Source organism: Blastococcus sp. SYSU DS0669 (assembly GCF_054050895.1).
The window spans coordinates 1-24,258 of record NZ_JBJHAE010000003.1; the positions used below are offsets into that span (position 1 = coordinate 1).

A 24,258-nucleotide genomic window follows, 5' to 3' on the forward strand; every position below is an offset into this window, starting at 1 on the left:
GCGTGCGGTTCGCCCACGAGGTGCACCCGTCGGAGATCGCCTACGACTACTGGACGACGGTCCGCACCATGGAGGCGATCGGGCACCGCGAGGCCTTCGGGCTGAACTGGGACCCGTCGCACTTCGTCTGGCAGGACCTGGACCCGGTCGGCTTCATCTGGGACTTCAAGGACCGGATCTACCACGTCGACTGCAAGGACGCGAAGAAGCAGGTCGGCAACGGCCGCAACGGCCGGATGGGCTCCCACCTGCCCTGGGCCGACCCGCGGCGCGGCTGGGACTTCGTCTCCACCGGGCACGGCGACGTCCCGTGGGAGGCCTGCTTCCGGATGCTCAACACCATCGGCTACGACGGGCCCATCTCGGTGGAGTGGGAGGACGCCGGCATGGACCGCCTGATCGGCGCCCCCGAGGCGCTGGAGTTCGTCCGCCGGCTCGCCTTCGACCCGCCGTCGGCCGCCTTCGACGCCGCCTTCTCCAGCGGCAGCTGACCCCACCCACGAGACGAGGGAAGACCATGGGTCCACTCGACGACCAGGTGGTGCGCGCCGACTCGCTCACCGCCACCCCCGACGGCCTCGACATCGCCGTCTACTCGCACTGGTACCGCGCGCTGCCGCTGCCCTCCCTGGTGAAGGCCGACCTGACCGTCGACGGCGAGCCGATCGACACCTCGACCCTGGCGGTGACCGTCAACGGCCACCGGTACGCCTTCGCCGAGCTGGCCGGGAAGGGGGACGAGTACTGGTTCACCACCGACCCGGTGGTGTTGCACGTGCCGGTCCCGACCGCGCCGGGCCGCGAGCACCGGGTGGAGCTCCTGCTCGGCCTGTCGATCCCCTACATCCTCACCGGCCCGGACCGGGTGCCGCTCGTGGCGCCCAGCCGGACCGACAAGACCCTGACCGCCGCGGGAGCCTGAGTTGACCGACACCGCACCCGGGCTGCCACGCCTGGGCACCACCCTGTTCAGCCTGACCCTGGAGCAGCGCAGGGCCGGCCGGGACTTCGCCTCCCTGGTGGCCGAGGTCGCCGCCCGTGACCTCGGCCCCGGCCTGGAGATGGTCGCGTTCCAGAGCCTCCGCGGCTGGCCGCGCCTGGACGACGACGCCGTCCGTGAGGTCCGCGGCGTGGTCGAGGCCTCCGGCCTGACCCCGTCCTGCCTCGCGATCAACAACGACCTCGGGCTCTACCCGGGGCGGCTGCTCTCGGACGACGAGTCCTACGACTACGTCGCCGTCCAGGTGCGCGGCGCCGCCGCGCTCGGCTTCCCGGTCACCCGGGTCGGCGTCGAGACCAGCCCGGCGATCCTCGAGCGGCTGCTGCCGCTGGCCGAGGAGCTGCAGGTCGGGATCGGCGTGGAGATCCACGCGCCGCTCACCATCGAGGCCCCACCGGTGGCTGCGCTGAAGGACCTGTTCACCCGCCTGGACACGCCCTGGCTCGGTTTCATCCCCGACATGAGCTCGAGCATGCGGGCGATCCCCGGGGCCGTCGACGACGCCCACCGCGCCGCCGGTATCCCCCCGGAGCTCACGGCGCTCACCAAGGAGCTGTGGTCCGAGCCGGGGCCCACCATGGCCAAGTTCCCCGAGCTGGAGCAGCGAGCTGCCGAGGCGGGCGCGACCCCCGCCCAGGTGGGGAACCTGAAGATGCTCTTCACGATGCACGGGCGGATGGCGCCCGAGCGGTGGGCCGACTTCTTCCCGCACGTCGTGCACGTGCACGGCAAGTTCTACGGCGTCGAGGCGGGCCCCGACGGCCTCACCGATCCGTCGATCGACTGGCCGGCGGTGGCCCGGGTGCTGGTCGAGCAGGGCTACACCGGCTTCATCTCCAGCGAGTACGAGGCGCACGCCTACAGCGACCGGCACGGCGCCTTCGACCAGGTCCGCGCTCAGCACGACATGCTCAAGGGGCTCCTCGAGCAGCAGCCGGTGGGGGCGGCCCGATGAGCGGCTCCTACGACGTCGTGGTCGTCGGCTCGGGCCCGGTGGGGACGGCGGTCGCCCGCGAGCTCGCCGACACCGCCCCGGCGCTGCGGGTGCTCGTGCTCGAGGCCGGGCGGGCGCTCGGCGACCCGGCGGGCGGGCACGTCAAGAACATCGCCGACGTCGAGGAGCGGGACCGGCTGCTGGCAGCCCTGGCCACGGGACCCGGGCCGCTGCCCGGTGGCACACCGCCGCGTCCGGGCACGGTGCTCGTCGGTGCCGAGGCCATGCCCAACGCCGCCATGTCGACCAACGTCGGCGGGATGGGCGCCCACTGGACGGCCGCCTGCCCCCGGCCGGTGGACGACGAGGTGCCCGGCTGCGTCGACCCGACCGTCCTCGGCGAGGCGCTGACCCGGGCCGAGGAGCTCCTCGCGGTCACCACGCACGCCTTCGACCGCGCCCCCCTCACCGGGGCGGTGCAGCGGGCGCTGGGGGAGCTCTTCGACCGGCCGCACCGCCGGCCGGTCGGGGCCATGCCGGTCGCCGTGACGGTGGGGGAGGACGGCGCCCTGCACTGGACCGGCCCGGCCACCATCGCCGGCGACCTGTGGCAGCGGCCCGAGGTGGAGCTGCGCACCGGCACGCTGGCCCGGCGGATCCTGCTCGACGGCGGGCGGGCGACCGGCGTCGAGGTCGTCGACGTCCCCACCGGCGAGCGGTCGACGGTCAGCGCCCGGGCGGTGGTCGTCGCCGCCGACGCGTTCCGGACCCCGCAGCTGCTGCACGCCTCGGGGGTGCGTCCGCGGGCGCTGGGCCGGTACCTGACCGAGCACCCGCAGATCATGGCCGCGTCTCTCCTCGACGAGCAGCACGTGCCCGACGGCGTCCTGGTCGACGTCGACCTGCCGCGGTCGTCGGCCACGGCGCCCGGTGGTGGGGCGATCGTGCCGGTGTCCGGGGTGTCCTGGGTGCCCTACGCCGCCGACCGGCCCTTCCACGGCCAGGTCATGCAGATGGACGCCTCGCCGGTGCCGCTCGACCCGGGCACCACCGTCCGTCCCGGCCAGGTCGTGGGCCTCGGCTGGTTCTGCAAGAAGGAGCTCTCCCCGGACAACCGCGTCTGGTTCGACGACGACGAGACCGACGGGCACGGCCTGCCCGCGATCCGGATCGACTACGCGCTCAGCGACGCCGACCGGTCCGCGATCGAGGCGGCGAAGGCCGAGGTGGCCCATGCGGCCCGGGCTCTCGGGCGACCGCTCGGGGACCCCTTCGTCATGCCCTCCGGCAGCTCGCTGCACTACCTCGGGACCACCCGCATGGGCGCCACCGACGACGGCACGAGCGTGTGCGACCCGACCGGCCGGGTCTGGACCACCGAGAACCTCTACGTCGGCGGCAACAACGTCATCCCGACCGCGACGGCCTGCAACCCGACGCTGACCGCCGTCGCGCTCGGGGTGCTGACCGCTCGCACCGTGGCCGCCTCGCTGGCGGCCGCCACCACCCCAGAAGGAGCGCACGCATGAGCCCCCGTGTCCTGGTCGTCGGCAGCGGGCCGACCGGTGCCGCCTACGCCCGGTTGCTGCTCGAGCAGGTCCCGGACGTCTCGGTCCTGATGGTGGAGGCGGGGCCGTTCGTGACCACCCCGCCGGGCATGAACGTCAAGAACGTCCCCGATCCGGACGAGCAGGCCGCCGCACGGCTGGCCTCGCAGGGGCGGTCGCACGAGAGCGGTGTCTCGGGCATCCCCGGCGGCGTCGTCGTCGAGGGCACGATCACCGCCCGGCAGGGCACCCACCTGATCGGGCGGGCGGCCGAGGGCTCGGCCGGCATGCCGGCCGCCGCCGGGGCGACCTGCGTCGGGGGTCAGGGCGTGCACTGGACGTGCGCCACACCCGCGCCGACCGGGCCGGAGCGGGTGCCGTTCATCGACGACGCGGAGTGGGAGCAGCACCTGGCCACCGCGGAGGGGCTGCTCCACGTCCACCGGCCCTCGTTCGACGGCGCGCCGCAGGCCGCGGCGATCCTCGAGCGGATCCGCGGCGAGTTCGCGTCCGACGGCATCACCGTCCGGCCGCTGCCCGTCGCCGCTGATCCGCGGGACGACGGCTCCCTGCGCTGGAGCGGTACCGACGTCGTCCTCGGCCCGCTGGCCGAGGGCGCCCACGCCGACCGGTTCACCCTCCGGGCGGAGACGCTGTGCGTCCGGGTGCTGCGGGAGGGCGACCGCGCCGTCGGCGCGGTACTGCGCGACCAGCGGACCGGGGCGGAGGAGGAGGTGCGGGCGGACGTCGTCGTGCTGGCGGCCGACGCGCTCCGCACTCCTCAGCTGATGTGGGCCTCCGGGATCAGGCCCGGGGCACTCGGGCGGTACCTGACCGAGCACCCGCTGCTCTTCGGCGTCGTGGCGGTGCGGCCGGACCTCCTGCCGCCCGGGGACGGCGGGACCGGTCCCGTCGACCCGATCCGGGCGATCATCGCGATCCCGTTCGACGAGGAGCGGCACCCCTACTCCGCCCAGATGATGTTCAGCCCGGTGTCACCGGTCCCGCTCCCGGAGGGCAGCCGCTTCCGTGACAACCCGGCCGGTTACGTCGGCATGGGTTGGGGGATCCGCAAGCGGCCCCGCCCGGAGGACCGGCTCACCTTCGAGGACGACCGGCCCGACGAGAACGGGCTGCCGGGCATCCGGATCGCCTACGAGCTCACCGACGTGGAGGAGGCGGACTTCGAGCGCGCCCGCAAGCACCAGGCTCGGGCGGCGGCCGCTCTGGGGGAGTTCGTCGACGGGATGCCGAAGGTCATGCCGGCCGGCAGCTCGCTGCACTACATGGGCACCGTCCGCATGGGGCCCGCCGACGACGGCACCAGCGTCTGCGACTCGTTCTCCCGCGTCTGGGGCGTGCCCGGCCTCGTGCTGGCCGGCAACGGCCTGATCCCCACCGCCAACTCGATGAATCCCACGCTGACCAGCGTGGCCCTCGCCGTCCGCGGCGCGAGCGCACTGGCCGCCGAGCTCTCGAAGGAGAACTGACCATGCTCGACTTCCCGATCATCCAGGGCCGCGGCTTCCGCAACGTCACCGACGGCGGGCAGGTCACCGGCTTCTCGTTCCAGCTGCGCAACCCCAACTACCGCGGCGGGCCCGCCAGCATGCTCGACGGCATCGAGGTCGTCGTCGACGGCGAGCGCATCCCCGACCACGTGCCGCTGTGGACGATCTCGGGCCGCACCTTCACCCGAGACGAGCTGCGGGCCTCGACCGACGTCCGCTGGCAGCTCGACGAGCCGGCGACCATCACCGTGCCGAAGCCCGGCGGCCTGTCGGTGGGCGTGCACCGCATCGACGCCACGCTCTTCCTGCGCCGGTCGTACTTCCCGCCGCTGATCTCACGGTCGGAGTTCAGCATCACCGGCTCCGGCGTCATCGTGCCGCCGGTGCCGGCGGGCGGGTTGAAGTACTGCGTCTCCACCTACAGCTACACCGGCGACGTCTACACGTCGATGACGCTCGAGGACGTCTTCGCCGACATCGCCGACCTCGGGGCCACCGGCATCGAGATCCTCGGCGAGGGCAACCTGCCGAACTACCCGTCGCCCGATGCGGCCTGGGTCGACGGCTGGCACGCGCTGGTGGAGAGATACGGCCTCACGCCCACCAACTTCGGCTCGTGGGTCGACACCACCCGGTTCCACGGCCGCGACCTGACCGCCGAGGAGGGCGCTGAGCAGCTCCAGCTCGACCTCCGCCTGGCCAAGGAACTGGGCTTCACCTCCGTGCGGCCGAAGTTCGGCGTCGTCTCCTGGGACCTCGACCCGCACCCGATCTGGGAGCAGGTCGTGGAGCGCTCGCTCGATCTCGCCGCCGAGCTCGACGTCGTCATCTGCCCGGAGATCCACTCGCCGACGCCGATCAAGCACCCGGTCACCCAGGGCTACGTCGACTTCATCGAGAAGACCGGCACCGAGCACTTCAAGCTGCTGATCGACACCGGCATCTTCCAGACCGCCGCCGTCCGCGAGGCGGCGGAGGTCCTCGGCACCGACGACGACGAGGACGTCCCGCCGCCGTTGCGCCCGCTGCGGGTGCCCATGTCCGACCTGGCCGATGTGCTGCCGCACACCCACTTCATCCAGGCCAAGTTCTTCGAGATCGACGACGACCTGCACGACCTCCACGTGCCCTGGGGTGACATCGTCCCGACGCTCGAGCAGGCCGGCTGGAACGGCTGGCTGTCCAGCGAGTACGAGGGCCGCCGCGACCCCTACCGCGGCCGCGACCAGGTCCGTCGCCAGCACGCCCTGCTGCGGTCGCTGCAGGCCGGCGCCCAGCGGGGCTGAAGGACAGGAGCAGCCCGGTTCCCCGGGCACCGGACCGCCCGGCGCCCGGCCCCTGACCAAGGAGAGAGGACACGACATGACCGTCGACACCCCATCGGTCGAGGCGCTCGCCCATCGGCTCGCCGCCCTCGAGGAGCAGCTCGCGGAGGCGCAGCGGACCGCCGAGCGCGCCGCGGACCGCGGCGCGGTGGACAACGTCTTCAACCGCTACATGCACTACCACAACGCCTACGAGGACCAGCGGATCATCGACGAGCTGTGGGCCAAGCCGGGGACACCCGACATGTGGGCCCGGTACAACAACGTCGGGCTGTACACCTCCTACGAGTCCGTCACGGCCTACCACCGCGGGCGACCTCGTCCCGTGGGCAAGCTGCTGTTCCACTACACGAGCACGCCGGTCATCGAGGTCGCCGCGGACGGCGAGACGGCCAAGGGCATCTGGATCATGGCCGGCCTGGAGTCGGGCCTGATGGACCCCGAGGTCGCCAAGGACGTGCCCCCGTGGGTCTTCTCCGGCGGCGAGGTGGACGGCAAGCCCGTCTGGGCGCACTGGGTCTGGTGCAAGTACGGCGTGGACTTCATCAAGCAGGACGGTGAGTGGCGGATCTGGCACTTCCGCTGCTACGAGGTCGCCCGCGCGCCGTTCAACCGCGACTGGATCTCCTTCGCCAAGGACAACCAGGAGAGCCACGACTCGCAGCTCGCCTGGTTCGGCGACGACGGGGTGCCGGTCTTCCTCCCGCCGGTCGACGAGCCGGTCACCACCGGCAACTACTACCCGTACGCGAACGACAAGGTGCAGGTGCTCGAGCCGGAGCCGCCGCAGCCCTACGAGAAGTTCGAGGACACCTTCCGCTGATGCCGGCAGAACCTGACGCCGAGGTCCGGGCAGCCGCACCGTCGGGTCCCGTCGTCGACCCGACGGTGCGGCGCCCCGGGCTGGTTCTCGCGATCGCCTGCGCGGCGCAGTTCATCTGCGTGCTCGACGTCTCCATCGTCAACGTGGCTCTGCCACCGATGCAGCAGAGCCTGGGCCTCTCGGCCACGGGTCTCCAGTGGGTGGTGAGCAGCTACACGCTCACCTTCGCAGGCTTCCTCCTGCTCGGGGGTCGCGTCGGAGACCTCTGGGGCCGCAGGTCCGCCTTCATCGGCGGCCTGCTGATCTTCTCCGTCGCCAGCCTCGCGGCAGGGCTGGCGCAGGAGGGCTGGCAGGTCGTGGGAGCACGCTTCGTGCAGGGCGTGGGCGGTGCGGTGCTGGTGCCGACGACGCTGAGCCTGGTGACCACGGGCTTCCTCGATCCGGCGGCGCGGGCGCGGGCGCTCAGCGTGCTGACCGCCGCCGCGGCCGCCGGCGGGGGGCTCGGCGGCGTCATCGGCGGGCTGCTCACCGGTCTGCTCAGCTGGCGCTGGGTCTTCATCGTCAACGTGCCGCTGGGAGCCGTGCTCGTGGTCGCGGCCGCGGTGTCGCTGTCCGGTCGGGCACGCGGGCACGTGCGCGGGCAGCTCGACCTACCGGGCTCGGTGACGGTCACCGCGGCGACGGCGGCGCTGGTCTCCGCCGTCATCCTCGGCGAGGACCGTGGCTGGGGCTCGGTCGAGAGCCTGGCGTGCCTCGCCCTCTCGATCGCGGCCTTCGGTCTGTTCGTCGTCGCGGAGCGCCGGGCCGAGCAGCCCGTCGTCCCGTTGTGGGTCTTCCGGGTACGTCCGGTGTCCGTGGCCAACGGGATCTCCGCCCTCATCGGCGGTGTGCTGCCGGCCACCATGTTCTTCCTGGTGCTCTACCTGCAGCAGGTGCGGGGCATGGACCCGCTCGAGGCCGGGCTGGCGCTGACGCCGGGAGCGCTCGGCATCGCGCTCGGCGCCCGGGTGGCTTCGGGGCTGATCGGCCGGCTGGGGCCACGCGGCACCTTCTGGGTGGGGGCACTGCTGTCGGCGGTGGCGCTGGTCTGGCTGTCGGGGATCGACGTGGAGGGCCGGTACGCCGTCGACGTGCTGGTGCCGCTCGTGCTGGCGATGGCCGGGTTCGGCATGTCGGGACTACCCCTGACCGTGACCGCGACGTCAGGGCTGGGACCGGAGCGCGCGGGCCTGGCGTCGGGGCTGCTCGCGTCGGCACGGCAGGTGGGCAGCGCGGTCGGGCTGGCGGCTCTCGTCGCGCTGGCCACGGCGTGGGCGGGGCAGTCCGCCGAGCTGGGGGCCGCGGCCGCCACGCGCGGGTACGGGGTCGGGCTGCTCGCCGGTGCCGGCCTCATCGCGCTGGCCGGCCTGGTGGCGCTCGCCCTGCCCGGGCGGGGCGACACGGCAGGTCCCGGCCATCACCGAGGCTGATACCGGGCATCAGGCGAAAGCGTTGGTCCGTGTGACCTGCACTACGGCAGAATGGCGGGTGAGCAGAAACGCCTCTCTCACCCTCCCAGGGCTTTTCGCCCCAGGCGGTCGACAGAACCGCCGCTGGGGACCCTTTCCAGGGTCTCCCGGTGATCTCGGACCGTCGTGCGTCGGCGCGCCCCGGAGGGGTCGGCCGCCGGCCACGCAGAGAGAAGGGAATTCCAGACGTGGCCTGGACCAAGTGGTCGTACATGGATCACTGGGTGACGGAGACGCCGCAAGGGCCTCAGCCCCCGTCGTTCAACCGCGCCTCCATGGATAGGTACGTCAAGCAGTTGTCGGCCCTGGGCTTCACCGGCTTCGACACCTTCTTCTTCTACCTCCCGATCTACGCCGGCATGTACGGCGGCGTGCCCGGTTTCGAGCGGTACCTGCAGGACAGCGGCTTCGACAAGATCACCGGCATCTTCTCCGCCTACCCGTCGGCGACGAGGTACACCGCACCGCACGTGCCGGAGACGCACGACCGGATCGTCGCCGACTGCACGAACACCCTGCGCATGTGCGAAGGGCTGACCGGGGTCGAGAACTTCATCGTGATGCCGACGTCCACCTACCACCAGACCGAACCGGTCACCGACGACACGATCAAGGTGGTCGCCGACCTGTGGAACCGGGTCGGGAAGCTCACCCTCGAGCACGGCATGAAGACCACCTGCCACTTCGAGTTCTGGGGCGCGATCCGCACCCGTGAGCAGATCGACACGTTCTTGTCCTACACCGACCCGGAGCTCGTCCACTTCTTCTGCGACACCGCTCAGCACACCATCGCCGGCGTCGACCCGATCCAGCTGTTCCGCGACTACCGGGACCGCTGCACGGGGTTCCACTTCAAGGACACGAAGAACGTCGACGAGCACGAGGCCTACCGCACGCCGCCGGACCCGGAGCTGATGGCGCCGCAGGTCACCCGCTGGTTCTACGAGATGGGGGAGGGCGGGCTGGTCGACTTCCCGGCGCTGATGAAGGAGATCGTCCGATCCGGTTACGACGGCTGGCTGACCGTGGAGCACGACAAGGCCGAGCTCGGCGGTGGCAGCTACGCCGAGGCCACCGCCGTCGCCAAGTGGTACATCGACAACGTCCTCGCCGAGGCAGAGGCCGAGGTCCGGGCGGAGCTGGAGGCCGCACGATGAAGGACTCCCTGCGCTGGTCGTACGCGCTCAACCAGTGGAACGTCCGGCTCGACGTCTTCGTCCGCCACGAGGACCAGCAGCGGGCGCTGAAGACCGTCTCCGCCTGCGGCTTCGACCACGTCGAACTCGCGTCGGGCACGGGGCGCTGGGACAACATCAGCCGCCCCGAGGTCATCCTGCTCAACCACGGCAGCCACTCCGGCTTCCTCGACTTCCTGCGCCGGGCCGAGGTGCACGGCGTCTCCAGCATGTTCTGGGACCCTCAGGCGCCCGCGGAGGAGGAGGAGGGCTACGCGTTCCGGACGACGGCGAACCCGGACGACCACGACGCGATCGTCGAGTGGTCGAAGCCGTTCGTGGAGTTCCTCGCCGGCGTCGGCGCCGAGCAGCTCGTCGTCCGCCCGGTCGGCTCGGCCTGGATGACGCCGCCGCTGGACGCCGACGGGATCAAGGTCATCGGTGACGTCTGGAACCGGATCGGCGAGCTGACCTCTGCCGCCGGTCTGGGGCTGGCCCTGCACTACGACTGCCTGGGTGCCGTGCACACCGCCGACGAGCTGACCGCGCTGCTGGAGGCCACCGACCCGGCGACCGTCGGCCTCGCCCTGGACACCGCCGAGTTCACCGTCGGCGGGATCGACCCGGTCGCCTACTACCGCGAGCACGCCGACCGGGTCACCCACGTGCACCTCAAGGACACCCGCTACGCCGACACCGGCGAGGAGCACCGGATGCCGGGCGCCGAGTCGACGATGCTCAAGGGCGGCGCGGGCCGGCGGATCGAGCGGTGGTTCTACGAGCTGGGCACCGAGGGCGGCCTGGTCGACGTCCCGGGCTTCGTCGCGGCGCTGCGCGAGGACGAGTTCGGTGGCTGGGTCGTCGTCGAGAGCGACCACGGCGGCAACCCGGCCGAGCTCGCCATGCTCAACAGCTGGTACCTGCAGCACGAGCTGGGGGTGCCGAAGCGATGACCGCCTCCGAACGCGCCATCAAGTGGTCGTACATGGACCACTGGCGCAGCAACGGGCCGTCCGGGCCGGTCGACCAGTGGCACTCCCACAAGACCATGTCCGCCTTCCTCAAGCAGATCAAGGCGACCGGGTTCGACGCGATCGACACGTTCGACTTCCGGATCTGGCAGATGTACGGCGACTACGGCGGCCCGGCCAAGTACCAGCAGGTGGTGCAGGACCACGGGCTCGAGCGGATCGTGAACACGTTCCACGCCGCCGACTACGACCTGCGCAACTACGCGCCCCACCTGCCGGAGACGCACGACAACATCCTCGAGGACTTCCGGGTCACCATGGGCCGCTGGTCGGAGATCCAGCTGGACAACATCATCGTGATGCCGGCGACCCTCTACTACGACATGGAGCCGGTCACCGAGGACAAGCTCAAGTACACGGCGGAGTGCTGGAACAAGGTCGGTGAGATCACCGCGGGCTACGGGGTGCGGCTCACCTGCCACCACGAGTTCTTCTCCGGCATCCAGAGCGAGCCGGACATCGACACCTTCTACTCGTACACCGACCCGCGGTACGTGTCCTTGTTCGTCGACACCGCGCAGCACTGCATCGCGGGGGTGGACCCGGTGGCGCTCTACAACCGCCACGCCCACCGGGTCAGCGGCTTCCACTTCAAGGACACCCGCAACGTCGCCACCGGCGACGACCACCGGCACCGGCCGGACTCGGAGATCATGGCGCCGACCACGGGCAAGTGGTTCTACGAGATGGGCACGCCGCACGGCCTCGTCGACTTCGAGGCGATGATGACGGCGGTCCGGGACAACGGTTACCGCGGCTGGATCTCCGTCGAGCACGACAAGGCCAACAAGCAGGGTGGCGACTACTCGGAGAGCACCGCCGTCTCCCGCTGGTACGCGAAGAACGTCCTCGAGGAGATCTACCGGTGAGCGCCATCCGTTGGGCCTATGCGATCAACCAGTGGAAGCCGCAGTTCGACGACTTCGTCCGCCGCGAGGAGCACGAGCGCGCACTGAAGACCATCTCCATCGCCGGCTTCGAGGGCGTCGAGCTGACGTACGGCACCGGACGCTGGGAGCCGCTGGGCAACCCGCAGCAGCTGGCCGCCAACTTCGGCTCGGTCGCCGGCTTCCGGGAGTTCCTGCGCAGCTGCGCGCTCGACGGTGTCTCCAGCTGGTACTGGGACCCGGCGGAGCGCTCGATGGAGCACCTGACCGGGCCGCTCTCGCCGCTCTCCGAGGCCGACGTCCCGGCGATCGTGGACCGTGCTCGGGAGCTCGCCGCGGCGCTGGCCGAGCTCGGCGGCTCGGTGCTGCTCGTGCGTCCCGTGCCGGGCGCCGGGGACGTCGAGCCGCTGGACGACGACGCCATCGGCCGGGTCGCCGCCTGCTGGGACGCGGTCGGCCGCGCGACGGCGGAGCACGGGGTCCGCCTCGCGCTGCACGTGGACTTCCTGTCGGCGCTGCGCCGGGACCACGCGCCCTGCCTGATCGACCGCACGGATCCCGCGCTGGTCGGCCTGGCCCTGGACACCGGCGAGCTGACCGCCGGAGGTACCGACCCGCTCGCGGTGATCGCCACGCACGGCGACCGCATCGCACACGTCCAGTTCAAGGACGCCCTCGCCGTCGACGACGCCCAGGAGTACCTCCAGCCGCACGCGCACTGGACCGTCCGGGTGCGCGGCGGCGCCCGGGAGGTCCCGCGCTGGTTCGCCGAGCCGGGCGCCGACGGAGGGCTGGTCGACTTCCCGGCCATCACCCGTGCCCTGCTCGACGCCGGCTACGCGGGCTGGATCGTCGTGGAGAGCGACCAGAGCCCGCACCCCGCCGCCAGTGCCCTGCTGGCGGGCTACCTCGTCCAGCAGGAACTGGCTCCGATGGTCCACGAGCAGCGGAAGGCCGCCGTCTGATGGCCACCGGTGACACCGTCCTCACCGACGACAGCCTCGTCCACCGTCCGGAGGGCCTCGGCATCGCGTTGACCGTGCCCTGGTACCGCAGCCTCTGGCTGTCCAGCGTCAGCGACATCGCGGTCTCGATCGAGGGGCGCGCGGTCGCGCAGGACGACCTGCGGGTCGAGCTGGGGGAGCGGACCTACCGCGTCGACGAGCTCGCCGACCAGTGGGACGTGCTGTGGTTCATCCAGGACCGGCTCGTCGTCGTCGTGCCGCTGGACCAGCCGCCCGCCGAGGGGCAGGAGGTCGAGGTCGAGGTGACCGTCGACCTGCGGCTGCCCTACATGCAGATCGCGCCGCAGAAGTACGTGACCAACCACGCGAGCGACCGCCGGTCGCTCGCGGTCCGCTGAGGAGCACGGGATGACCACGACCGCTCCAGCCCGCCAGGCGCAGCCCGCCGTGCCGGGGAGCGACATCAAGCTGGGCCTGACGCTGTACTCGCTCACCAGCGAGTGGGCGGCCGGCCGCTACGACCTGGCCGGCCTCCTCGATGTCGTCGACGCCGCGGGCATCGGCCCGGGCATCGAGATCGTCGCCTCCCAGACGATCCGCACGTACCCGGAGGTGACACCGGAGTTCGTGCGCGACTGGCGGAACGCCTTCGACCGGCACGGCTTCGTGCCCAGCTCGTTCGGCTGCAACCTGGACATGGGCCGCCGGCGCGACCGCGACATGACCGAGGACGAGGAGTACGAGTTCACCGTCACCCAGTTCCGCAGCGCGCACGCGCTCGGCTTCCCGCTCGTGCGCATCCAGAGCGCGAAACCCTCGCTCATCCGCCGGCTGCTGCCGGTGGCCGAGCAGCTCGACCTCACCATGGGGTGGGAGCTGCACGCCCCTCTCGGGCCGAACTCGCCCAAGGTGCTGGAGATCCGGGAGACCTACGAGCAGATCGGCTCCGAGCGGCTGGGGTTCGTCGCCGACTTCAGCTCCACGATGCACAGCATGTCGCCGACCATCCTCCGCAAGCTCGGGAAGATGGGGCTCGGCCGGGAGGAGCTCGACCGGCTGCAGGAGATCTGGGCCACCGATGCCGACATCAACGCCCGGCACGGCGAGTTCGTGGAGTACCTGCGCTCCCGCGGCATCGCCCCGGAGAGCCTCGGCTCGTTCGCCCGGCTGGCCTTCAACATGCACGGCCACGTCGACCCGGCCGAGTGGGCCGACATCATGCCGCTGATCAGGCACGTGCACGCCAAGTTCTACGACATCGACGAGCACGGCGACGAGCCGGCGATCGACTACCCGGCGATCGTCCGCGAGTTCGTCCGCGGCGGCTACACCGGCTTCTTCTCCAGCGAGTGGGAGGGCCACGCCTTCGCCGATCTCGGCGAGGCCGACCCGGTCGACCTCGTCCGCAAGCAGCACGACCTCATCCGCCGGTCGATCTCGGCCGCCCTGACCGACAAGGACGCCTGACGTGTACCAGCTCTCCGCCAACATCGAACTGCTCTTCACGGAGGCCGGTCCGGACGCCGGCGACCGGGTCCGCGCCGCCGCGGATGCCGGCTTCGACGCGGTCGAGATGTGGTTCTCGACCGACAAGGACCTCGACTCCCTGTCCAAGGCGCTCGCCGACACCGGGGTCCAGCTCACCTCGCTGCTCGCCGGGCCGCGGATGGGCTTCACCTTCCCGGGCACCGACCTAGCCCCGGCCCACGAGGGGCTGGACCTCGCGGTCCAGCACGCCGCACAGCTCGGCTGCCCGCGCATCGTGCTGGCCTCGGGCGTCGGCTTCCCGGGCATGAACCGGCAGCGCAACCACCAGGTGGTCATCGACCTGTACGGCGAGGCGATCGCGCGGCACAGCAGCACGGACGTCGACTTCGTCCTCGAGCCGGTGAACTCCCGCGTCGACCACCCCGGTGCCCTGACCGACCGCACCGAGGACGCCGTGGACATCGCCCGGGCCATCGCCAGCGACCGGTTCGGCATCCTCTACGACCTCTACCACTCGATCGCCCAGGGCGAGGACCCGGCGACCGAGCTGGCGAACGCCGCGGGTTTCGTCAAGTACGTGCAGCTGGCCGACGCGCCCGGGCGGCACGAGCCCGGCAGCGGGGACGTCGACTGGCCCGCGCAGCTGGCGGTGCTGCGCGCCTCCGGCTACGACGGCCCCATCGGGCTGGAGTACTTCCCGGCTGTCGAGACGACGAAGTCGGTCGAGTACATCCGGTCGGTCGCGGCGGACGCGTGACAGGACCGGCGGGGAAGCTCGACGTCCTGATCGCCACCGGGCGGGTCACGGTCGAGCACGACAACGAGTTCCGCAGCTTCCGGCACCACACGTCGATGCTGACGACGCTGCTGGAGTCGACCGGCCGGTTCCGGGTGCGCGTGCTCGAGGAGTTCCGAGGGGTCGGGGACGAGCTGCTCGACCGGTTCGACGTCGTCCTGGTCATGTACGAGGGTCGGGACGACTACCACTCGGTCGCGGAGGGCTTCGGCCCGACGACCGAGCAGGCGCTGCTGCGTTTCGTGCGGGAGAAGGGCCGGGGCGTCGTCTGGTTCCACGGCTCGTCGGTGCAGGAGCCGGACTGGGGTTGGCCCGAGGAGTTCGACCGGATGCGCGGGGCCACGCTCAGCCGGGAGACCGGGCTGCGCCCGCGGCCGCAGGGCGAGGTCGTCGTCCGGACCGCGGAGCCGCGGCACGCCATCACCGAGGGGCTGGACGCCCGGTGGGCGGTCGTCAACGACGACGTCCTGACCGGTGCCCGGATGGACCCGTCCGCGCGGGTGCTGCTCACGGTGTTCGACGACGCGGACAGCTACCGCAGGGCCGGCTGGCCCAACGCGCACACCCCCGTCGTGATCCCACCCGGCGGGCTCGATGCGCTTCCCGGCATGAACACCGACCAGCCGCTGGCCTGGATCAACGAGTGGGGCGCGGGCCGGTCCTTCTGCGTCACCCTGGGACACGACTGGGACACCTTCCGGAAGGTGCCCTTCATGACCCTGCTCGTCCGGGGCGTGGAGTGGGCAGCGGCCGGCGAGGTCACGCTCGGCCCGCCGGAGCGGACGGGCGCCGCCCGCTGGCGGGTCTGGCCGTACTACGCCGGCGATCCGTCCCGGTTCGACCGGTTCTCGTCGGCCGCGGCCGCCGCGGCGCGGCATTAGCGCCTCGGTCAGCCGACGTCGAGGGGGCGCCACCCGCCGGCCCAGGGCGAGCGGCTGTGCTCCAGGCTCAGCCGGCCCGGGGCGGCCTCGATCAGCTGGCCGAACACGGTGGCGAAGACCTGGCCGTGCTCCTCGTGGCGCACGACGAGCGCACCCGGATCGTCCTGCGGCGGGTCCTTCTCGACCAGCCGGCGCCAGGCGTCCGGGAAGTCGGCCTCGGCGAACGACCGCAGGAACCGGTCCGCCTTCCGGTCCTCCGGGCCCCCGGAGGTGACCATCACCGTGCCCTCGGAGTGCCCGGTCGCGGCCAGTCGCGTGCCGTCGTAGTCCCACGTGATCAGCCGGTGCGGCGAGGCCAGCACCGGTCACGGCCGCCCACGACGCGGGGGACGCCGGCCACCACGCGTCCGGGCCGTCGAACTCCCGGCCGGTCAGCTCGTCGCGCAGCGCCAGCACCCGCACCGGGGAGCCCGCGCCCCACCGCACCACCACCGTGCACATGGCGGCGATGGTGCCAGCCGCCGGTGCCTCCTCGGAGGTCAGTCGATGACGTGCACCGGGTCCATGACGGTGATCTGCCAGGCATGGCCGTCCGGGTCGGCGAAGCTACCGGTCGCCCCGGAGGTGTCCTCCCGCACGGGGAGCCACGGAGCTCCACCCGCCGCGAGCGCCCTGGCGACCAGGGCGTCGATCTCGTCGCGGCCGGCGACGGTCAGGCAGTGCACGACGGTGGTCCCGGTGCGGGGGTCACCCACCTCGCCGGCCACCTGCTCGGCGAACCGTTCGCGAGTCCGCAGCATCAGCGCGACGTCGTCGTCCAGGACCAGAGCGGCGGTGCTCTCGTCCGACGAGTGCTCGTTGACGCCGAAGCCGAGCGCCTCGTAGAACGCCCGGGCCCGGGACAGGTCCTCCACGGGCAGGTTGATGAACAGCATCCCCATCGTCGTTCTCCTTCAGGAGGCCGTGCGGTGCAGCTCGGCGAAGGTGTCGGCCACCCAGTCGGCGATGAACGTGCTCACGTGGGGCAGGTGGTCCAGGCCGATGTGCTCGGTCGCGCCCTCCTCGGGCGTGAACACCCGCAGCTCCCGCTTGGGGGAGTTCACGGCCTGGTCGTAGGAGCGGTGTGCCATCGCCAGGGGGATCTGCCGGTCGTTGGCGCCGTGGGCGATGAGGAACGGCACGGTGATCTGCTCCACCACGCCCTCGAGGTTCACGCCGTCGGCGAAGTCCAGGAAGGCGTCGAGGTGGTGCTCGTCGCCGTCCTTGCCCCACACCCAGAGGACATGCTCCCAGTAGTGGGGGACCGGGCGCTCACCCTCCCGCTCCTTGCGGCGGCGCTGCACCGCGCCCCAGTCGTGGTTGGCGCCCCAGGCGACGCAGAGCGCGAACCGCTTCTCGAAGGCCGCCGCGCGCGGGGCGTAGTAGCCGCCGAGCGACCAGCCGACGATGCCGATGCGCGAGGCGTCGACGTCGGGCCGGGACTCGAGCCAGTCGACGGCGGCGCCGGCCCACACCTCGGTGTCGATGCGGGCGGTGAGCCCCTGCAGCCGCACCGCCTCGCCGGTGCCGGGCTGGTCGAGCATGAGGCACGAGATGCCCCGGGCGGCGAGCTCCGCCCAGTGGTTCGAGGCGTACATGTGCTCCTTGGTGGAGTCCAGCCCGTTGACCAGCACCATCACCGGTGCGGGGCCGTCGTCGGTGGCCGGGGCGGCGCTGAAGTACGCCGGCAGCGTCGTCCCCTGGTAGGGGATCTCCACACGCGAGACGCGTGGGCTGTGGGTGGCGAACGCCCGCTCCGCGATCTCCAGCATCCGCCGGTAGGTGGGCACCCGGTTGGGGTCGGAGTGGGCCAGCATCCGCTCGGCCTGGGCCAGGTAGTTGCTGGCGCGGAACCAGAGCTGCCCGGCGGTGCGGGTGTGCCCGGCCTTCTCCGCGTCCTCGGCTTGGCCGACGAGCTGGTCGGTGAGCGCGCGCCAGGCCCGCAGGAACTCCGGCGTGCCGGCGTCCTCACCGGCGTTCGCGGCGTCCTTGATCGGCCGGCAGGCCCGGTCCACCTCGTCGATGAGCCCGCCGGAGTTCAGCGTCGCGACGACGCCGAGGTTCCAGGTGTAGGGGCCGGTGGGGAAGTACTCGAACACAGGAGTTCCTCTCGGGTGGTCAGGCGGTGCGCGTGCGGGCGCGCGGGCGGGGTCGCGCCGGGGCGACGGGCGGGAGGTCGAGGCCGGGCACCACCCGGTTGCGGATGGTGCCGATGCCCTCGACGGTCATCTCCACGACGTCCCCCACCTGCAGCGGCGGGGGAGCGGCGTCGCCTCGGACGCCCCACAGCTCGGCGAGGCAGCCGCCGTTGCCGCAGGTGCCCGAGCCCAGGACGTCGCCGGCCCGCACCTCCGTGCCGCGGGAGGCGTAGGCGATGAGCTCCTCGAACGGCCAGCCCATGTTGGAGAGCAGGTCCTGGCCGATCTCCACCCCGTTGACCGAGACCCTCATGTCCAGTGCCAGGAAGCCGTCGGCGTCGCGGTAGGGCTCGAGCTCGTCGGCGGTGACCAGCCACGGGCCGAGCGTCGTCGCCGAGTCCTTGCCCTTGGCCGGGCCGAGATTGACCTTCATCTCCCGGGCCTGCAGATCGCGCGCGGACCAGTCGTTGAGCACCGTGTAGCCGAAGACGTGGTCCCGGGCCTGCTCCGAGGTCAGCGAGGCGCCGTTCCGCCCCACCACCACCGCCACCTCCAGCTCGAAGTCGAACCGCTGCGAGCCCGGCGGCACCGGGACGTCGTCGTGCGCGCCGAGCAGGGCGTACGGGTTGGTGAAGTAGAACTGCGGCGCCTGGTACCACTCCGGCACGACGCCGCCCACGCCGTCGATGCTCCTGCGCACCCCCTCGACGTGCTCCTCGAAGGCGACGAAGTCGCGCACCGTCGGTGCCTGCAGCGGGGGCAGCAGCCGCACGGACTCGACGGGAACGGCCGGTCCCTCCAGCGCGGAGGCACCCGCCTCGAGCGCGGCCGGCAGCCCCGCGCGGACCAGGTCGAGGATCGTGCGGTCGTCGGGGAGTGCGTGCAGGCCGGCGACCCCAACTGCGCCGGCCTGCACGCGGTCCTCGACCTCCCAGGTAGCGAAGCGCATCAGACCGGGGGCGCCACGAACAGACCCTTGTCGGGGTCGTTGAACGAACGCTGCGCGACGAACTCGTTCATCGCGTTGGCGGTGCCCCACTGGTCGGAGACCTCGGGGTTGGTGAAGTCGTAGACGTGCGGGTGCCAGGTGTCCTCGTCCAGCTCCTCGAGCTCCGTCGTGTACTCGACGGTGTTGCCGTGCGGGTCGAGGAAGTAGCTGAACGTGTTGTTCCCGGCCATGTGCCGGCCGGGGCCCCAGATCTTCTCCACGCCGGCACGCAGCAGCCGGCCGGTGCCGCGCATGTACTCGTCGATGCCGCGCATCTCGAAGCTGGCGTGGTGCAGCGAGGGGTGCGGGCCGCGGGCGATCGCCATGCTGTGGTGCCAGGCGTTGGTCCGCAGGAACCACATCATGTTGCCCATCCGCGGGTGCATCAGCGTGTCCGAGAGGGCGAAGGAGAGGTGCCTCTCGTAGAAGGCGAGGGTGCCCTCCGGGTCGGCGGAGTTGATGACGACGTGGGAGAGCCGGACCGGGATGGACTCGCCCTCCTCGATCTTCCGGTGCCGACGCACCGCGACGTCGGAGCTCACCTCGATGGTGCGGCCCTCGTTGTCGAAGAACCGGAACCCGTAGCCGCCGCCGGGCGTCTGGAGGTCGGTCGGCTCGTGCACCAGCCGGACGCCGTCGGCCACGAGCTGCGCGGCCAGGGTGTCGACGTCGGCCCGGTTCGCGGCACCGAAGGAGATCAGGTCGATCCGCTTGTCGGTGGCCTCGCGCAGCCGCACGATGTACTGCTCCGGCGAGCCCTCGGCGGCCAGGAAGGCCAGCCCGGAGTCCGTGTGCTCGGTCTTCAGGCCCCACGTGCCTGAGTAGAACTCGAGCTGCTTCGTGAAGTCGGGCACCGCCAGGTCGACGTGCCGCAGGTGGGTGATCAGGCGCTGGGTCATCTGTTCTCCGTGAGGTGCTGGAACGGCCTCGGCCCGGGGCCCGCCCCCAGCGTGCGAGGGGTGGGGAGGGCGAGGTCCTTGCTCAGGCGGGCTGGCTGGTGAGGACGGCGACGGAGCGCATGAGGCCGGGGATGTCGCCCTGCACGTGCTCGAGCTGCCACCGGGCGAGCTGGTTGGAGGCGTCGACGACGGTCTTCGCGCGCTCGTAGCGGCGCGCCATGAACGCGTTCCAGAGCTCCTGGTCGAGCACGTCGCGCCGGACGAGCAGCTCGGCGAGGACGACGGCGTCCTCGAGGGCCATGGCGCCGCCCTGGGCGATGGTGGGCGGGCAGGTGTGGGCGGCGTCGCCGATGAGCACGACCCGGCCGCGGTTCCACGGCTCGTCGAGGACGTGGGTCTCGAACCAGGTGTAGTTCACCCGGGACGGGTCGGTCAGCGACTCGCGGATCTCGTCCCAGGGACCGTGGTAGGCCTGCGACAGCTGCTTCATCGTGGCGAGCTGGTCGTCGGGGGAGAGGGCGCTGCGGTCCTGGGCGTCCTCGACGATGTAGGCGTACAGCGAGTCCTCGCCGGTCGGGCAGTAGCCGGCGATGTAGGAGGGGCCGCCGTAGTACAGGTCGGTCCGGGTGACGCTGGCCGGCCGCGGGCCGAAGGCGCGCCAGATGCCCATGCCGACGGACTTCGTGTCCAGGTTGATGCCGAGCGCCCGCCGCGTCCACGACCGCACGCCGTCGGCACCGATGACCAGGTCGTAGCGGCCGGTCGAGCCGTCGGAGAAGGTGACGTCGACGCCGTCGTCGTCCTGGGCGAGCTCGGTGAAGGTGGTGCCGAACCGGACCTTCACACCGACCTGCGTGGCCCGGTCGGCGAGGATCCGAGCCAGCTCCGGGCGGGGCATGCCCATGACGGCCGGGAGATCCGGGCCGCCGGTCTTGGCGTCGGGGATCTCGGCGACCACGGTTCCGTTCGGGTCGGGGGCGCGGATGCCGGTCACGTCGAAGGCGTAGCCGGCCTCCTGCACCCGATCCCAGACGCCGAGGGTGCGCAGCTCGCGCAGCGCGTTGCCCTGGAGGGTGATCCCGGAGCCGAGAGCGGTGACCTCGGGCTTGATCTCGACCAGGTCGACGGCGACGCCGGCGGCGGCGAGGTGGATGGCGGCACCGGCACCGGCCAGGCCGGCGCCGACGACGAGGACGTTGCTGACGGCGGGCATCTGGGACTCCTACTTGACGGCGATCGGGTTGACCGGGGCACCGACGGCGCCGGTCACGGGCAGGGGTGCGGCGGTGAGGAAGAAGTCCCAGACACCGTCCGCGGCGCAGTCGGCCGCGAGGGCGTCGAGGTCCCACATCTCGCCGATGAACAGGCCGATGTTCGGGATGGCGACCTGGTGGAGCGGCTGGAAGGCGACGTCGAACTCGTTGGGCCGCACCTCGAAGCCCCAGGTGTCGGTGGCGATGCCGGCGATCTCGCTGTCGTGCAGCCAGCCGGCGGTGGTGAAGGACAGGCCGGGGGAGTCCCCGCCGGCGTAGTCGCCCCAGCCGCGTCCCTCGGCGATGTCACGGCGGGCCCGGGAGAGGCGGCCGGTGCGGACCAGGAGGAGGTCGCCGCGGCCGACGCGGGCGGAGGCGCCCTGGGCCGCGATCGTCGCCTCGAGGTGCTCGGCGGTGATGGCGAAGCCGTCGGGGAGCTCGCCGTCGGTGCCGATCGCCCGGCCGACGTCGAGCAGCACGCCCCGGCCGGCGACGAGCGCGGCGGTGGTCTCGATGCCCGTCACCTTGTCGCCGTCGCTGGTGACGACATCGCCCGCACGGCGGCCGTTCCAGGCCATGCCGTGGTCGAAGATGTGCCCGAGCCCGTCCCACTGGGTCGACGCCTGCAGCGGCATCGAGATGACGTCGTCGGCGCCGCCGATGCCGTGCGGGAAGCCCTGCACCCCGCGCTCGGCGTCGGTGCCGGTGTCGAGCATCGTGTGCACCGGGTTGGTGCGGCGCCGCCACCCCTTCTGCGGGCCGTCCATGTCGAAGCGCTGCGACAGGCTGAAGCTCGCCCCGCGGCGGACCAGCCGCGCGCCCTCGACCCGCTTGGCCTCGTCCAGGAAGTTCAGCGTGCCGAGCACGTCGTCGGCGCCCCACCGGCCCCAGTTGGAGCAGCGCTTGGCGGCCGCGGCGATCGCGCCCTCGGGATCGGTCCGGTCGAGGGCTTCGGAGGACTCGTGCACGCTGTCGACAGTGGGCCAGCCCACAGGGGTGAGGGAAGACGAGATGTCTGATGACAGGCATCCATGACGTCTATAGCCTGCGCGGATGCAGCTCGCGAGCCTGGATCTGAACCTCCTGGTCGCGCTCGATGCCCTCCTCCAGCAGCGCAGCGTCACGCGAGCGGCGCAGCAGATGGGGTTGAGCCAGCCGGCCCTGTCGGCCTCCTTGGCCCGGCTCCGCCGGCACTTCGGTGACGAGCTGCTCACGCGGGTGGGCAACGAGTACCGGCTCACCCCGCTGGCGGTGCAGCTCAAGGAACTGGCCCGCATGGCGCTGTCCGGTGTGGAGCGGGTGTTCAGCGCCCAACCGGTGTTCGACCCGCGGTCGTCGACCCGGGAGTTCACCTTCCTCGTGAGCGACTACTGGGTCGCCGTCCTGGGGGACACCGTCGCCGCGCTGCTGAGCGAGGAGGCTCCGCACGCCCGCCTCCACCTCGCCGCGAACACGCCGGCGGCCGTGGACCGTGCCGACCAGGTCATGCTGACCACCGACCTGCTGATCCTGCCGCACGGCTTCGTGACCGGTCTGTCGCACCGCGACCTGTACCGCGACGACTGGGTGTGCGTCGTCGCCGCCGACAACCCCGTGGTCGACGAAGGGCTCACCGTCGCCGACCTCGAGGACCTTCCGTGGGTGGTCACCTTCCACGGCCCGACGGCGGCGACCCCGGCCGAGCGGCAGCTGCGCATGCGCGGCGTCGAACCTGTCGTCCAGGTGGTGACGGAGAACTTCCTGACCGTGCCCGGGTTGATCGCGGGGAGCAACCGGATCGCGCTGCTGCAGCGCCACCTCGTAGAGCAGCTGCCGCTCAACAGCGGCATCCGGGCGCTCGACCCGCCGCTGGACATCGCCCCTCTGGTCGAGGCGATGTGGTGGCACCCCGTCTACGACGACGACCCCGAGCACGCGTACCTGCGTGACCTCGTGAGCCGGGCGGCCCGGCAGGCCATGGGCGAGCCGGGGGCGGTGGTATAGGGATCGTGGATCCGTCCGGCTCCACAGAGGGGCGTCCGCGCGAGGGCCGACGGCGTCGCGTGCCCCTTCGTCCCCGGCGCCGCCTGGCCTGCCGCCCCCGCCCCTGCCGTGGAGCTACCGGTTCCTCATCGCCGTCGGACGAGGAATGGTGATGCGTGCGTGCCGACCACCCCGTCAGCGCGCGGGCGATCGGGAGGTGCTGCCCGTGCTGGTGCAGGTGGCGGAACGCGTGCTGGTCCACCGGAGCGAGCTGCTCCAGAACAACGCCGTCGTCGTGCGGGGACCGGCCGGCGTGCTGCTCGTCGATCCCGGTCTGACGCGCGAGGAGATGGCCTGCCTGGCGGACGACCTCTCGGGCCCGGGCCAGCGCGTCGTGGCCGGCTTCGCGACGCACCCCGACTGGGACCACGTGCTCTGGCACCCCGCGCTCGGTGACGCCCCCCGGTACGGGACGGCCCGCTGCGCGGCGTCCGTGCGTGACCTGCTGGCGGACCCGGACTGGCGGGCCCGCGTCGCCGAGGGGCTGCCGCCGGAGATCGCCGACGAGGTGCCGCTGGACCTCTACGGCCGCATCACCGGCCTGCCGGCCGCGACGGTCCACATCCCCTGGGACGGCCCCCGGGTCCGGATCATCGAACACCCGGCGCACTCCCCTGGCCACGCGGCGCTGCTGGTCGAGGGCGACCGCGTCCTCGTGGCCGGGGACATGCTGTCCGACGTCTTCATCCCGATGCTCGACGACTTCACCGGTGCGAACGGCCCGATCGAGGAGTACCTCACCGGGCTTCGGCTGCTGGAGGGCGTGGCGGGGGACGTCGACGTCGTCGTCCCGGGTCACGGGTCCGTCGGCGGGGCAGGTCAGGTGCGCGCCCGGATCGATCTGGACCGCGCCTACCTCCGCGCCCTGCGGGACGGCCGCGAGCCCGACGACCCGCGGATCGGCCCGTCCGCGGCCCCGGGCTGGGAGTGGGTGGCCGACATCCACGCCTGGCAGGCCGAGAGCCTCGGCCGGAGGAGCGGGCGCGGCTGAGGTCCGTCGGCGCCCGAGGCGCTCCCGGTCCCCGCGCTCCCGGTCGGTCTGGGGCGA

At 72.0% G+C, this 24,258-nt stretch carries 25 protein-coding genes; 18 read left to right on the forward strand and 7 right to left on the reverse strand.

The window, feature by feature from the left end:
• The 16 genes from ACI792_RS04720 to ACI792_RS04795 all read left to right on the forward strand — a co-directional run.
• A partial coding sequence (locus ACI792_RS04720) for a sugar phosphate isomerase/epimerase family protein (protein ID WP_456601556.1) occupies window positions 1-491 on the forward strand: 491 nt, incomplete at its 5' end.
• A 26-nt stretch (window positions 492-517) separates the two neighbouring features.
• Window positions 518-922 (forward strand): C-glycoside deglycosidase beta subunit domain-containing protein, encoded by a 405-nt coding sequence (locus tag ACI792_RS04725; RefSeq protein WP_456601557.1) that lies wholly within the window; start codon window positions 518-520, stop codon window positions 920-922.
• A 1-nt stretch (window position 923) separates the two neighbouring features.
• Window positions 924-1,955: a sugar phosphate isomerase/epimerase family protein gene (locus ACI792_RS04730; protein WP_456601558.1), complete on the forward strand. Its 1,032-nt coding sequence runs from the start codon at window positions 924-926 to the stop codon at window positions 1,953-1,955.
• On the forward strand, window positions 1,952-3,463 hold the full coding sequence (locus tag ACI792_RS04735; RefSeq protein WP_456601559.1) for a GMC oxidoreductase: 1,512 nt from the start codon (window positions 1,952-1,954) through the stop codon (window positions 3,461-3,463). The genes ACI792_RS04730 and ACI792_RS04735 overlap by 4 nt, the downstream gene beginning before the upstream one ends.
• The gene (locus ACI792_RS04740; RefSeq protein WP_456601560.1) at window positions 3,460-4,971 is read left to right on the forward strand and encodes a GMC oxidoreductase; all 1,512 of its coding nucleotides are present in this window, start codon (window positions 3,460-3,462) and stop codon (window positions 4,969-4,971) included. Before ACI792_RS04735 ends, ACI792_RS04740 begins: the two co-directional genes overlap by 4 nt.
• A 2-nt stretch (window positions 4,972-4,973) precedes the next feature.
• Entirely contained in the window at window positions 4,974-6,278 is a 1,305-nt protein-coding gene (locus ACI792_RS04745; RefSeq protein WP_456601561.1) for a C-glycoside deglycosidase beta subunit domain-containing protein, read from the forward strand.
• 76 nt (window positions 6,279-6,354) lie between these two features.
• Window positions 6,355-7,140 (forward strand): nuclear transport factor 2 family protein, encoded by a 786-nt coding sequence (locus tag ACI792_RS04750; RefSeq protein WP_456601562.1) that lies wholly within the window; start codon window positions 6,355-6,357, stop codon window positions 7,138-7,140.
• A complete protein-coding gene (locus tag ACI792_RS04755; protein ID WP_456601563.1) occupies window positions 7,140-8,609 on the forward strand; it encodes an MFS transporter in 1,470 nt (489 codons plus the stop codon). Before ACI792_RS04750 ends, ACI792_RS04755 begins: the two co-directional genes overlap by 1 nt.
• A gap of 314 nt (window positions 8,610-8,923) precedes the next feature.
• On the forward strand, window positions 8,924-9,805 hold the full coding sequence (locus tag ACI792_RS04760) for a sugar phosphate isomerase/epimerase family protein (RefSeq protein ID WP_456601564.1): 882 nt from the start codon (window positions 8,924-8,926) through the stop codon (window positions 9,803-9,805).
• Window positions 9,802-10,776: a sugar phosphate isomerase/epimerase family protein gene (locus ACI792_RS04765; RefSeq protein WP_456601565.1), complete on the forward strand. Its 975-nt coding sequence runs from the start codon at window positions 9,802-9,804 to the stop codon at window positions 10,774-10,776. Before ACI792_RS04760 ends, ACI792_RS04765 begins: the two co-directional genes overlap by 4 nt.
• A complete protein-coding gene (locus ACI792_RS04770; RefSeq protein WP_456601566.1) occupies window positions 10,773-11,723 on the forward strand; it encodes a sugar phosphate isomerase/epimerase family protein in 951 nt (316 codons plus the stop codon). Before ACI792_RS04765 ends, ACI792_RS04770 begins: the two co-directional genes overlap by 4 nt.
• Entirely contained in the window at window positions 11,720-12,706 is a 987-nt protein-coding gene (locus ACI792_RS04775) for a sugar phosphate isomerase/epimerase family protein (RefSeq protein ID WP_456601567.1), read from the forward strand. The genes ACI792_RS04770 and ACI792_RS04775 overlap by 4 nt, the downstream gene beginning before the upstream one ends.
• Complete coding sequence (locus ACI792_RS04780) at window positions 12,706-13,104, forward strand: C-glycoside deglycosidase beta subunit domain-containing protein (RefSeq protein ID WP_456601568.1); 399 nt, start codon at window positions 12,706-12,708, stop codon at window positions 13,102-13,104. Before ACI792_RS04775 ends, ACI792_RS04780 begins: the two co-directional genes overlap by 1 nt.
• A gap of 10 nt (window positions 13,105-13,114) precedes the next feature.
• Window positions 13,115-14,173: a sugar phosphate isomerase/epimerase family protein gene (locus ACI792_RS04785; protein WP_456601569.1), complete on the forward strand. Its 1,059-nt coding sequence runs from the start codon at window positions 13,115-13,117 to the stop codon at window positions 14,171-14,173.
• 1 nt (window position 14,174) lies between these two features.
• Window positions 14,175-14,951 carry a TIM barrel protein gene (locus ACI792_RS04790; RefSeq protein WP_456601570.1) on the forward strand — a complete coding sequence of 259 codons (777 nt, stop codon included), beginning with the start codon at window positions 14,175-14,177 and terminating at the stop codon, window positions 14,949-14,951.
• Window positions 14,948-15,871, forward strand: a complete 924-nt coding sequence (locus ACI792_RS04795; protein WP_456601571.1) for a ThuA domain-containing protein — start codon at window positions 14,948-14,950, stop codon at window positions 15,869-15,871. Before ACI792_RS04790 ends, ACI792_RS04795 begins: the two co-directional genes overlap by 4 nt.
• An 8-nt stretch (window positions 15,872-15,879) precedes the next feature.
• Here ACI792_RS04795 and ACI792_RS04800 read toward each other — a convergent pair whose 3' ends face one another.
• From ACI792_RS04800 to ACI792_RS04830, 7 genes are all read right to left on the reverse strand, one after another.
• Window positions 15,880-16,233, reverse strand: coding sequence for a hypothetical protein (locus ACI792_RS04800; RefSeq protein WP_456601572.1), 354 nt, complete (start codon window positions 16,231-16,233; stop codon window positions 15,880-15,882).
• A gap of 177 nt (window positions 16,234-16,410) precedes the next feature.
• Entirely contained in the window at window positions 16,411-16,812 is a 402-nt protein-coding gene (locus ACI792_RS04805) for a VOC family protein (protein ID WP_456601573.1), read from the reverse strand.
• A 12-nt stretch (window positions 16,813-16,824) separates the two neighbouring features.
• Entirely contained in the window at window positions 16,825-18,009 is a 1,185-nt protein-coding gene (locus ACI792_RS04810; RefSeq protein WP_456601574.1) for an alpha/beta hydrolase family protein, read from the reverse strand.
• 19 nt (window positions 18,010-18,028) lie between these two features.
• The gene (locus ACI792_RS04815; protein ID WP_456601575.1) at window positions 18,029-18,997 is read right to left on the reverse strand and encodes a fumarylacetoacetate hydrolase family protein; all 969 of its coding nucleotides are present in this window, start codon (window positions 18,995-18,997) and stop codon (window positions 18,029-18,031) included.
• Complete coding sequence (locus ACI792_RS04820) at window positions 18,997-19,935, reverse strand: VOC family protein (protein WP_456601576.1); 939 nt, start codon at window positions 19,933-19,935, stop codon at window positions 18,997-18,999. The genes ACI792_RS04815 and ACI792_RS04820 overlap by 1 nt, the downstream gene beginning before the upstream one ends.
• An 82-nt stretch (window positions 19,936-20,017) precedes the next feature.
• Window positions 20,018-21,148 carry an FAD-dependent oxidoreductase gene (locus ACI792_RS04825; protein WP_456601577.1) on the reverse strand — a complete coding sequence of 377 codons (1,131 nt, stop codon included), beginning with the start codon at window positions 21,146-21,148 and terminating at the stop codon, window positions 20,018-20,020.
• Window positions 21,149-21,157: 9 nt separating this feature from the next.
• Window positions 21,158-22,156, reverse strand: a complete 999-nt coding sequence (locus tag ACI792_RS04830) for a cyclase family protein (RefSeq protein ID WP_456601578.1) — start codon at window positions 22,154-22,156, stop codon at window positions 21,158-21,160.
• 85 nt (window positions 22,157-22,241) lie between these two features.
• Between ACI792_RS04830 and ACI792_RS04835 the strand changes: the two genes are divergently transcribed.
• Together ACI792_RS04835 and ACI792_RS04840 are read left to right on the forward strand one after the other, a co-directional pair.
• Window positions 22,242-23,171, forward strand: a complete 930-nt coding sequence (locus tag ACI792_RS04835) for a LysR family transcriptional regulator (protein ID WP_456601579.1) — start codon at window positions 22,242-22,244, stop codon at window positions 23,169-23,171.
• Window positions 23,172-23,376: 205 nt separating this feature from the next.
• Window positions 23,377-24,201 carry an MBL fold metallo-hydrolase gene (locus ACI792_RS04840; RefSeq protein ID WP_456601580.1) on the forward strand — a complete coding sequence of 275 codons (825 nt, stop codon included), beginning with the start codon at window positions 23,377-23,379 and terminating at the stop codon, window positions 24,199-24,201.
• Window positions 24,202-24,258: the final 57 nt, after the last annotated feature.